Below are 11,431 nucleotides of genomic sequence, written 5' to 3'. Positions count from 1 at the left end.
ACAAGAGGCGGCCGCAAGGCTGCCAGGGAACGGCGGCCCCGGCCGCCGCAACGGGCAGGACCAGCAACACACAAGCAGGAGAGTCGCAGTGAAGACGGAAACCGCAAACATGTTCGAGTTGATCGACAGCGACGGCGCCAACGCCGCGATCAAGGTGGTCGGCATCGGCGGCGGCGGCGGCAACGCCATCGCGCACATGGTCGAGGCCCACGTCGAGGGCGTCGAGTTCGTCGCCATGAACACAGATGCCCAGGCGCTCAAGCGCACCGGCGCGCAGGTGCAGCTCCAGCTCGGCCCGAACGTCACCAAGGGCCTGGGCGCCGGCGCCAACCCCGAGGTCGGCCGCCAGGCCGCGCTCGAGGACCGCGAGCGGATCACCGAGGTGCTCAAGGGCGCCGACATGGTGTTCATCACCGGCGGCATGGGCGGTGGCACCGGCACCGGCGCGGCGCCGGTGGTGGCGCAGCTCGCCAAGGAGATGGGCATCCTGACCGTCGCCGTGGTCACCCGGCCGTTCCCGTTCGAGGGCCGCCGGCGCATGCAGGTCGCGCACAAGGGCCTGGAGGAGCTGACCCAGTTCGTCGACTCGCTGATCACCGTGCCGAACGAGAAGCTGCTCAGCGTGCTCGGCCGCGAGGTGTCGCTGGTGAACGCCTTCCGCGCCGCCAACGACGTGCTGATGGGCGCCGTGCAGGGCATCGCCGACCTGATCACCCGACCCGGCGTCATCAACGTCGACTTCGCCGACGTGCGCACCGTGATGAGCGAGATGGGCATGGCGATGATGGGCACCGGCACCGCGCGCGGCGACGATCGCGCCCAGGCCGCCGCCGAGGCCGCCATCAACAACCCGCTGCTGGACGACGTCAACCTGTCCGGCGCCTGCGGCATCCTGGTCAACATCACCGCCGGGCCCTCGCTGACCCTGCGCGAGTTCGACGAGGTCGGCCGGATCGTCTCCGAGTTCGCCTCCGAGGACGCCACCGTGGTGGTCGGCACCGCCACCGACATGGAGATGCAGGACGAGGTCCGGGTAACCGTGGTCGCCACTGGCCTGAACCGCGTAGCCGCGCGGCAGCCGCTCAAGGACGGCGCGCGCATCCGGCCGACCCTGATCCGCGGTGGGGCCGAGTCGGCCCCGGCCATCCAGCCCGGCTACCTGCTGCGCACCGGTACCGGCCCGGCGGTCATGGTCGGCGCCGAGGGCGGCACCGATGCCGCGGCCGGCGTCCCGTCGCCCGGCGGCATCGACTACCTGGACATTCCGGCCTTCCTGCGCAAGCAGGCCGACTGATCCGGCCACGGCCGGATCGGTCTCCGCGGGCGCGCAGCGCGCCGCGGCCGACGCCCCGGCGGCCCGCCCAAGCCGCCGGTCGTCGCCCTGTCCCGCCGCCTCCTGCCGGCGGGGCGGGTTCTGGTCCGGGTCCGGCCGGGGCGACAGCCCTGCCGGGGTCGTCCCGGGGCCCTTCTGTCAAGGGCCAACCGGGCTCAGGACCGGTCACAACTGTGAATCAAATCACGGATTTAACGAAAGTTTGCAATCTTCGGCCTGAAACCTGTTGCCGGCCGGTCCGGCCGGCGTATGCTGCGCCTGCATAGCCGTTCGTCGGACCGACGAGCGGCGGGCTCGAACACAGGGGCGTGATCCGATGGTTGCCGCAGTACAGACGATGATGGGCCTGCGAGGCCTGGCGCGACGGCTCGCCGTCGATGGCGTGATGGAAGAGAAGGCGGCGCTCGCCGCCCAGGACGAGGCGGCCAAGCACCGGGTGCCGCTGCATCGTTACCTGGCGAGCAAGAACCTTGCCGATCCCCTGGCCGTCGCGCACAGCGCGGCCACCGAGTTCGGCCTGCCGCTGATCGACGTCGGCGGCGTCGACCTCAAGCACGCGCCGTTCGACGCGGTCGACGCCAAGCTCATCGAAAAGCACAAGGCGATGCCGCTGATGAAGCGCGGCAACGTCCTGTACATCGCGATCAGCGACCCCACCGATGTCCGTGCCGTCGACGATTTCGCGTTCCAGACCAACCTCACCATCGCGCCGGTGCTGGCCATCGAGGGCCAGCTCGAGCGCGCCATCGAGACCGCCTTCGACCAGCGCCAGGCCAACCTGCCGGACCTCGACCCGGACGGCGACAGCGGGCTGGAGGGTGTCAGCGTCGGCACCGATCGGGACGAATCGGAAAGCTCAGCCGTCGCCACCGGCGACGAGGACGCGCCGATCGTCAAGTTCGTCAACAAGGTGCTGCTCGACGCCATCCGGCGCGGCGCCTCGGACATCCACTTCGAGCCCTACGAGGGCAACTACCGGGTCCGCTACCGCCTGGACGGCGTGCTGCGCCCGGTGGCGGCGCCGCCGGCGAAGATGTCGCCGCGCATCAGCTCGCGCCTCAAGGTCATGTCCGGCCTGGACATCGCCGAGAAGCGGGTGCCTCAGGACGGCCGCATCAAGCTCAACATCTCCAAGACCAAGTCGATCGACTTCCGCGTCAGCACCTGCCCGACCCTGTTCGGCGAGAAGGTGGTGCTGCGCATCCTCGACCCGGCCGCGGCCCGCATGGGCATCGACAAGCTGGGCTACGAGGATTTCCAGAAGGAGCTGTTCGTCGAGGCGATCAACAAGCCCTACGGCATGGTTCTGGTGACCGGTCCGACCGGATCGGGCAAGACCGTGTCGCTGTACACCGCGCTGAACATCCTCAACACCGACGGCCGCAACATCTCCACCGTCGAGGACCCGGTGGAAATCCGCGTGCCCGGCATCAACCAGGTGGCCGTCAACGAAAAGCGCGGCATGACCTTCTCGGTGGCCCTGCGCTCGTTCCTGCGCCAGGACCCCGACGTGATCATGGTCGGCGAGATCCGCGACATCGAGACCGCCGAGATCGCCATCAAGGCGGCGCAGACCGGCCACATGGTGCTGTCCACCCTGCACACCAACGATGCCCCGCAGACCCTGGCGCGCCTGGCGGTGATGGGTATCGCGCCCTACAACATTGTTTCGGCGGTGAACCTGGTGATCGCCCAGCGCCTCGCCCGTCGCCTGCACGATTGCCGCAAGCAGGTCCAGGTGCCCAAGGAGGCGCTGATGCGGGAAGGCTTCACCGAGCAGGAGCTGGCCTCCAACCCGCCGCTGTTCGAGGCGGTCGGCTGCGACCAGTGCAACGAAGGCTACAAGGGCCGTACCGGCATCTACCAGGTGATGCCGATGTACGAGTCGATCCAGAAGGTGATCCTCGAGGGCGGCAACACCCTGGCGATCGCCAAGGCGGCCATCGAGGCCGGCATCCCGGACCTGCGCCAGTCGGCGCGCAAGAAGGCCATCGACGGCGTCACCTCGCTCACCGAGATCAACCGGGTGACCATCGAGTAGTTGGTCTGAAAAGCCGGGACTCGGGACTCGGGACTCGGGACCCGGGACCCGGGATTCGGGATTCGGGATTCGGGATTCGGGATTCGGGATTCGGGATTTGGGATTCGGGATTCGGGATTCGGAGCGCGATCTGCTCCCCTCTCCCGCCCCGCGGGAGAGGGGCTGGGGGAGAGGGCCGCACTTGCGGGGAAGCCGCCCGAACGACCTCACCCTCACCGCGGCATAGGGGCTGGGGGAGAGACCTCTGCAGTTTGCTGCACTGCCCGCTTGTTCCCCGGAACCGGGGCGGCCTGTCGACCGTCAGGGCGCTTTGCAGCCCCCAAAACGCGTCGCTAAGCCACGGATTCCAAGAAGGTTCCCGGGTAGGGCCGCTCTTGCGGGACAGTCACCCCGGGAGTCCGCGCGATCTCCCCCTGCCGTGCCCTGCCTGCGCGGTGGGTCAGCAGGAGAACGGCGCGCGCGACGGATGGGCGCAAGCCGGTTGCGGAGGACGTCTGCCCTGTTCGGGCCGTCGACTGTGCGACCATGCCGCCCCCACGACGAGGCCCCATCATGATCGAACTGGTCGGATTCGACGGCGACGACACGCTCTGGCGCAGCCAGGAGTACTTCGACGCCGCCCAGGCCGAGTTCGAGGCGATCATGGGTGCCTGGCTGGACCTCGGCGATGCCCGCCTGCACGAACGCATGCTCGAGACCGAGCGCGCCAACCTGGCGCTGTTCGGCTACGGCGCCAAGGCGATGACGCTGTCCATGCTGGAGACCGCCATCAGCCTGACCGACGGGCGCATCGGCGCAGCCGATCTCGGCCGCATCCTCGACCTGGGCAAGGCCGTGCTCCAGCACCCGGTGGCGTTGCTGCCGGGCATCGCCGAGGCGGTCGCCGAGGTCGCGGAACGCCATCCGGTGGTGCTGATCACCAAGGGCGACCTTTTCCACCAGGAACGCAAGGTTGCGCAATCCGGCCTGGCCGGGCTGTTCCGCCGGATCGAGATCGTCTCGGAGAAGGATCCGGCAGCCTATGCCCGGGTGCTCGCCGAATTCGACCTGGACGCCGCGCGCTTCGCGATGGTCGGCAATTCGCTGCGCTCGGACGCCGAGCCGGTGCTGGCCCTGGGCGGCTGGGCGGTGCATGTGCCCTATCACACTACCTGGGCGCACGAACTCGCTCACGGCGTCGAAGCCGGCCACCCGCGGCTGTGCCTGGCCGATGGTCCGGCGGCCATCCCCGCGGCGCTGGCCGAGCTGACGGCGCGTGCATCCACTGCCTGAACGAGGCGCGCCGCGGCGCTGCCGGTGCGCGTCGCGATCCGCTAAGGTGCGCCTGCGTCGGCGAGCGAGCCGGCCTCCCCAACCTCCCTGCACGGAATCGCCATGGCTGCCCCGACCCTGCTGCGCCCCCTCATCCTGGTTGTTGCCGCGTGCCTCGTCCCGCCCGTGTCGGCCCAGGACGACGAACTGGTGGTGGTCGACCAGGCCGAGCTGGACCGCTACTGGCGGGCCGACGAGCGCACCGCCCAGACCGCACTGCTCGGTGGCGAGGGCGAGCCGCAGTACGGGTGCATGGCGGTTCCCTTCGTCATCGAGACCGACGGCCAGGTGCAGCCTGGGCGCCGACCCCTGCTGATCCGCATCAGTCCGGCCCGCGGTGGCCAAGGTCTCGGCGTCGACGGCCTGTATGCCCTGATGATGGGCAGTCTGCCGATGTACGAATCGACCTGGGACAGGCTGCCCGGCAACGCGATCTACAGCACCCGGGCGATGGTGTTCGCCGACCGGCGGCTGGTCGAGCGGCTGGGTCCGGAAGCCTGGGACGAAGCCCACGGCAAACTGCAGCGTGCCTGCCGCATCGACGACCTCGCCGGCTGGTTGGGCCGCAACGACGATCGCACCGTACAGGAAGCCCTGCCGGCGGACATCGCGCAGTTACGGTGATCAAGGGGCCGAGACTCGGGACTCGGTGAGCCGAGTCCCGAGCTCCGGGATCCTGGACCCGGAGCGCGCTGTGCTCTCCCTCTGGGAGACCTGACTAGCGCCGTGTCTCAGCCCAGGATCGGAGACCGAGGACCAGGACTCGGTGGTCGGCGAGCGGAGCGCGCTGTGCTCCCCTCTCCCTGTGGGAGAGGGGCCGGGGGAGAGGGTCGGGGCTTGCCATGATCTGCATCGTTGCTGGTCCAGCGGCGCGCGCTGGCCCGGGCAGCCCTCTCCCCCGCCCCTCCCCCGCAGGCGGGGGAGGGGAGAAGTGCGGTGTCGTCGCACCGACCGTCCGCGTCTGGCAGATGGCGAGCCACGCTGGAGGCGGCAAGCACCGATCAGTTGCCGCGAAGGGCGGCACCTGAGGCCCAGCGCAACGCCGTCTGAAGCCCAGGCGTACTGTTCCCCGGTCCCCGGTCCCCGGTGCCGGTTCCGGTTCCGGTTCCGGTTCCGGTTCCGGTGCCGGTGCCGGTTCCGGGTCCCGGGTCCCGGCTCCCTAGGCCCCCGGACGCGGCGCGCGGCGGCGCTCTCCCTGTGGGAGAGGGGCCGGGGGAGAGGGTCGGGGCTTGCCATGATCTGCGGTGCGGCGAGGCGGCGGTGCGGTCGCCGCCGCGGCCGCCGGTCGGCCGGCGCCGGTCATGCCACGGCCTGCACCGGCATGGCCGCGGGCCACTGCTGCGGCGCTTGCCCGGCTGGCCCTCGCGCCGCGCCACCGGCTTCGCCAGCGCGGCCACTGGGTGCTGCCGGACTGGCCGTCACGGCCAGCGCCCGTACGGCCGCCGAGCTGGCCGGCGCGTCCCGACCCGCCCGCGCGGGGCTGGCCGGTGCCCCGCCGGCGGTTCGCCGCGCTGCCCCTGGGCCTGGCCGTTACCGCCACTCGGCGCGGCGCGCCGGCTGGCTGGGGGCGCGGCCATCCAGGCGCAGCGGCTGGTGCGGCTCGAAGCCGGCGACCAGCGCCTGCTCGATGTCGCGGCCGATCACCCGCTGGATGTCGCGCAACTGCGAGGACTCCTCCGGGCAGACCAGCGAGATCGCCTGGCCCTCGGCGCCGGCCCGGCCGGTGCGGCCGATCCGGTGCACGTAGTCCTCGGCCACCATTGGCAGCTCGAAGTTGATCACCACCGGCAGCTGGTCGATGTCGATGCCGCGCGCGGCGATGTCGGTGGCGATCATGATCGTCGCCTTGCCGGCCTTGAAGTCGGACAGTGCGCGGGTGCGGGCGTTCTGGCTCTTGTTGCCGTGGATCACCGCGCAGCGCAGGCCGCTGGCCTCCAGGAACTTCGCCAGCTTGTCCGAGCCGTGCTTGGTGCGGGCGAACACCAGGGTCTGCCTGCGGCTGTCGCGGCTGAGCAGCTCCAGCAGCAGCTCGCGCTTGCGCGCAGCGTCGACCGGGTGCACGCGGTGGCTGACCGTGGCGGCGACGCTGTTGCGCGCCGCCACCTGGACCTCGGCCGGGCTGCGCATGAACTCGCGGGCCAGAGCCTTGATCGGCTCCGGGAAGGTCGCCGAGAACAGCAGGGTCTGGCGGTTCTGCCGCGGCAGTGCGGCCAGGACCCGTTGCATCGCCGGCAGGAAGCCCATGTCGAGCATGCGGTCGGCCTCGTCCAGCACCAGGATCGAGATCCCGGACAGGTCGACGCTGCGCCGGCCCATGTGGTCGATCAGGCGGCCCGGGCAGGCCACCACGATGTCGACGCCGCGGCGCAGCGCGTCGACCTGCGGCTGCATGCCGACACCGCCGAAGATCACGGCGGTCTTCAGGCGCAGGTGCTTGCCGTAGGCGCGCAGGCTCTCGTTGACCTGCAGGGCCAGCTCGCGGGTCGGGGTCAGCACCAGGGCGCGCGGCCGGGTCTGGCCGGGCTGCCGGGGCAGGGCGGACAGGCGCTGCAGCAGCGGCAGCGCGAAGGCGGCGGTCTTGCCGGTGCCGGTCTGCGCGGCGGCCAGCAGGTCCTGGCCGGCCAGCGCCGGCGGGATCGCCTGGGCCTGCACCGGGGTCGGGTCGGTGTAGCCCTGGTCGGCCAGGGCACGGATGAGTTCGGGCAGCAGCCCGAGGTCGTCGAAACGCATGGTTCAGTCCTTGTCGATAGACGCCGCGCCAGGTTGGCGGGCGAGGGGACCGGGGCGTTCCTTCAACGCCGCACCACGGAACCCCGTTGGGTCGTACACGCCGCGGACGAAGCGTCCGGGGCGGGCGGGCGACGGCAACCGATCGGCAGGACGGCGGGCCGGGGCACCTGCGGGGCAGGGGCCGGGCGGTCGCGGGCCAGGAGGAAAGTCGGAAAACGGCGCAACTTGCGGGGCGCAGCATAGGGGCAGCGCCGCCCCGGCGCCAGCCCGCCGCGCGCGGGCGGTTCAGGTTGTCTGCACCGGGCCGGCGCCCCTGGCGCCGTGCATCGACGGCTCAACCCGCCAACGATCCCCTGCGCGCCGCGAGGGCCAGACGCGTGGCGGCCAGGGCCAGGAAAGGCAGGCCCAGGTGCAGCAGCGCCGCGGAGGGACTCGCCAGCGGCACGATGGGGAAGCGGAAGCTGGGGACGGCCTGCGCCGCGGCGGCGGTCAGGAGGGTCAGGACCGCCCACCAGTGGAAAAGCAGATAGCTGGCCAGGGCCGCGGCCTGGACCGGCCAGGAGGTGCCGAGCAGGCGCCAGCCGACGACGCTGGCCAGCGGCACCGCCACCCCTGCCATCGCCAGGGCCTCGGGCACCGTTGGCCTGGCCAATCCCTGCAGCAGGAACGCCAGCGCCAGCGTCGCGCCCAGCATGACGACGAAAAAAGTCACGGCGCCCGCCAGTTCCTTCCGGATCGACATTGCGGTCATCCACGCCTCGACTCGGGGCCGCGCTGCCGAGGACACGTCCCGGCAATCGGGCGGGGCCGGCCGACGACCGGCGACTGCGCAATGATAGGCCTTGACCGCCTAGAGGCAGTCCGCAGGCTCCCGGCCGCGCCGGGAAAGGCCTTGTGGGCAGGTGGAGGTGCCGCCGCGTCTCCACCCGAGCACGGTCCCCTGCCCCCGGTGGGCGGACGCCCGGGGCGGGATCTGGCGGCAATTCGCCCCGCCGTGACAGTCGCGACCTTCGAATCACGTTCGAAGTAGAACGCCGGTCTTTTCGGTCCGCGCGCCTGTCCATTTCACAGGGAGTCCGTCCATGTTCCACTCCACCCGCTTCCGTCTGCTGGCCGCCCTCGGCCTTGCCCTGACCGGCGCCGCCGGCCTGGCCCTGGCCAAGTCGACCTCACCCGCCACGCTGCAGGGCGGCCCCGCGCCCGTGGTGCGCGTCATCAACGGCACGCCGCTGACCATCCACGTCGGCGCCGACCAGTCGTTCCAGGTATTCAACGCCGACATCCCCGGCCAGGGCCAGATCTACCCGTCCAATTCCGGCGCCGACACCGCCGACATGGGCTGGTTCGTGCGCGTCGGCGGCACCCTGTTCGCGCCCGACTTCAGCAACCACCCGGCCGGCAGTGCGACCGGGGCGATCGGCCCGTACACCACCTTCTCCAATCCGGCGATCAGCGCGGTCGCCGGCAGCGGCAGCGCCGCCGATCCGTTCCGGGTGACGGTCACCGGCAGCCTGCCGGGGCAGAACATCAACGTCACCCAGGTGGTGGAGTACGTCAACGGCAACAACTACTTCACCAAGCGGCTGAGCCTGGCCAACACCGGCGGCGCCAACCTCAGCGCGCAGGTCTACCTGGGCGGCGACATCTACCTGGCCAGCTCGGACAGCGGCGTGCCGTTCCGCGAGCCGGTCTCCGGGTCGGTCGGCGGCCAGACCTGCCCGCCCGCCGACGCCCCGGCCGGCGCCGGCGGCACCTACACCATCCTCTACATCCCGCAGACCCCGGCGGATTTCTATAGCGGCAACGGCTACAGCACGGTCTGGGGCCAGATCGGCAGCAGCCAGCTCAGCAACACCCTGGCCGCCGGTTGCCTGGACAACGGCGCCGCCCTGCAGTGGAACCGCAGCCTGCCGGGCGGCGCGACGATCGCCATCCAGGCGTCGACCTCGTTCGGCGACATCCCGCCGATCACCCAGTTCAACGTCAGCTCCGTCAACCCGGCCAGCGGCAGCGCCGGCACCAGCGTGCCGGTGACCATCACCGGATTCGGCTTCCAGCCCGGCACCACCTTCGACTTCGGCGCCGGCATCACGGTCGGCAGCCTGGTCATCGTCAACGCGACCACCGCGACGGCCACCCTGGCGATCGCCGGCGGCGCCACCCCGGGACCGCGCAATGTCACCGGCACCCAGGCGCCGGCCGGACTGACCTCGACCCTGGTCAACGGCTTCACCGTCATCACCGGCACCCAGCCGCCGCCGCCGGCGGCAGTGACGCCGGTGCCGGTCGACAGCCCGTGGGCACTGCTGCTGCTGGCGCTTTCGGTGCTGCTGCTGGCCGGTGTGGTGGTTCGGCGCGGCTGATTGGGATTGGGGACCGGGGACCGGGGACCGGGGACCAGGGACCGGGGACCAGGGACCGGGGACCAGGGACTGGGGACCAGGGACCGGGGACCAGGGACCAGGGACCAGGGACCAGGGACCAGGGACCAGGGACCAGGGACCAGGGACCAGGGACCAGGGACCAGGGACCAGGACTCGGGACTCGGGACTCGGGACTCGGGACTCGGGACTCGGGACTCGGGACTCGGGACTCGGGACTCGGGACTCGGGACTTGGGACTTGGGACTTGGGACTCGGGACTCGGGACTCGGGACTCGGGACTCGGGACTCGGGACTCGGGAGGGGGCGGGGGTCGATCGGATCCCTGTCGCCTCGGCGGTCGGAGGAGGGTGGCGCCCCGCCGGGTGTGGCGGGGTGCTCGGCGACTGACGCCGTCCTGAACGGCGTTCATGAAAGTTTGCAATGCCGCGCTGGCAATGCGGCTAGGGTCGCTGTCCTCCGTCCCAGGGCGCACAGACGCCCGGGTCGCCCGACTGAAGCCAGCCGCCGTGAATCCCGCCGAGCTCGACCGCGCGCAGGAGGCCGACCGCCTCGCCGCCCTGCGCGCCCTGCACTTGCTGGACACCCCGCCCGAAGACCGCTACGACCGCATCACCCGGCTGGCGAGGCGGGTGTTCGACGTGCCGATCGCCCTGGTCACCCTGGTCGACGCCGACCGCCAGTGGTTCAAGTCCCGCCAGGGCCTGGAGGGCGAGGAGACACCGCGCTCGGAATCGTTCTGCTCGGTCGCCATCGAGAAGCAGGAGACCCTGGTGGTGCGTGACGCCCGGCTGGACCCGCGCTTCGCGCACATGTCCGGGGTCACCGGTGAACCGTACGTGCGCTTCTATGCCGGCCGGCCGCTGCAGGCGCCGGGCGGGCAGCGCGTCGGCACCCTGTGCCTGATCGACACCCAGCCGCGCACCCTCAGCGACGAGGATGCCACCCTGCTCGACGATCTGGCCTGCATCGCCGAACAGGAGCTGACCAGCGCCTACATGGCGCAGACCGACGAGCTGACCGGTCTGCTGAACCGGCGCGGTTTCGGGTTGCTTGCCAGGCACGCGCTCAGCCTGTGCCAGCGCATGGAGCAGCCGGCCTGCCTGCTGTTCTTCGACCTCGACCAGTTCAAGCCGATCAACGACGGCTATGGCCACGCCGAGGGCGATCGCGCGCTGCGCGAGTTCGCCGCCATCCTGCAGCGCAGCTTCCGCCAGGCCGACGTGATCGGTCGGCTGGGCGGCGACGAGTTCGCCGTGCTGCTGACGCCGGCCGACGAGGACATCGCCGATCACCTGCTGCTGCGCGTGCAGGTGGCGGTCGCCGAGTTCAACCAGGAACGCAGCCCCGGCTATGCCCTGCAGTCGAGTTGCGGCGTCGTCCGCTACAGGGCAGACCAGCACACCGACCTGGACGACCTGCTGTCCGAGGCCGACGCGCTGATGTACCAGGCCAAGGAACGCTAGGAGCCTGCGCAGCCTGGGGTGGACCTACCCGGGAACCTATGTATAATCAGTGCGTTAGCTACGCATTATTTGGGGCACAAAGCGCCCCGGCGGTCGACAGCCCGCCCCGGTTCGGGGTCACAAGCCGGCAGCGCGGCGAGCTGCAGAGGTCTCTCTCCCCGGCCTCCCC

The 11,431-nt window shown here is 71.1% G+C and carries 8 protein-coding genes; 6 read left to right on the top strand and 2 right to left on the bottom strand.

Annotated elements, in window-relative coordinates:
- Positions 1-109: 109 nt before the first annotated feature.
- The 4 genes from ftsZ (at position 110) to KF823_07340 (ending at position 5,309) form a co-directional block, all read left to right on the top strand.
- Positions 110-1,294, top strand: a complete 1,185-nt coding sequence (gene ftsZ / locus KF823_07355; protein ID MBX3725721.1) for a cell division protein FtsZ — start codon at positions 110-112, stop codon at positions 1,292-1,294.
- A gap of 355 nt (positions 1,295-1,649) precedes the next feature.
- Positions 1,650-3,374 carry a type IV-A pilus assembly ATPase PilB gene (gene pilB / locus KF823_07350; GenBank protein ID MBX3725720.1) on the top strand — a complete coding sequence of 575 codons (1,725 nt, stop codon included), beginning with the start codon at positions 1,650-1,652 and terminating at the stop codon, positions 3,372-3,374.
- Positions 3,375-3,926: 552 nt separating this feature from the next.
- Complete coding sequence (locus tag KF823_07345) at positions 3,927-4,646, top strand: HAD family hydrolase (GenBank protein ID MBX3725719.1); 720 nt, start codon at positions 3,927-3,929, stop codon at positions 4,644-4,646.
- Between the two features lie 102 nt (positions 4,647-4,748).
- On the top strand, positions 4,749-5,309 hold the full coding sequence (locus tag KF823_07340) for a hypothetical protein (GenBank protein MBX3725718.1): 561 nt from the start codon (positions 4,749-4,751) through the stop codon (positions 5,307-5,309).
- Between the two features lie 906 nt (positions 5,310-6,215).
- On the opposite strand, the gene KF823_07335 is transcribed toward KF823_07340, so the two are convergent.
- Positions 6,216-7,415 (bottom strand): DEAD/DEAH box helicase, encoded by a 1,200-nt coding sequence (locus tag KF823_07335; GenBank protein ID MBX3725717.1) that lies wholly within the window; start codon positions 7,413-7,415, stop codon positions 6,216-6,218.
- Positions 7,416-7,749: 334 nt separating this feature from the next.
- Complete coding sequence (locus KF823_07330; GenBank protein ID MBX3725716.1) at positions 7,750-8,157, bottom strand: hypothetical protein; 408 nt, start codon at positions 8,155-8,157, stop codon at positions 7,750-7,752.
- 340 nt (positions 8,158-8,497) lie between these two features.
- Between KF823_07330 and KF823_07325 the strand changes: the two genes are divergently transcribed.
- Together KF823_07325 and KF823_07320 are read left to right on the top strand one after the other, a co-directional pair.
- The gene (locus KF823_07325) at positions 8,498-9,778 is read left to right on the top strand and encodes a hypothetical protein (protein MBX3725715.1); all 1,281 of its coding nucleotides are present in this window, start codon (positions 8,498-8,500) and stop codon (positions 9,776-9,778) included.
- 527 nt (positions 9,779-10,305) lie between these two features.
- Entirely contained in the window at positions 10,306-11,262 is a 957-nt protein-coding gene (locus KF823_07320) for a sensor domain-containing diguanylate cyclase (GenBank protein ID MBX3725714.1), read from the top strand.
- The last annotated feature ends 169 nt before the right edge of the window (positions 11,263-11,431 follow it).

The organism is Lysobacterales bacterium, assembly GCA_019634735.1.
GTDB lineage: Bacteria > Pseudomonadota > Gammaproteobacteria > Xanthomonadales > UBA2363 > Pseudofulvimonas.
Note: the sequence above shows the minus strand (reverse complement) of the source record. Positions and strands in the feature narration are given on the sequence as shown.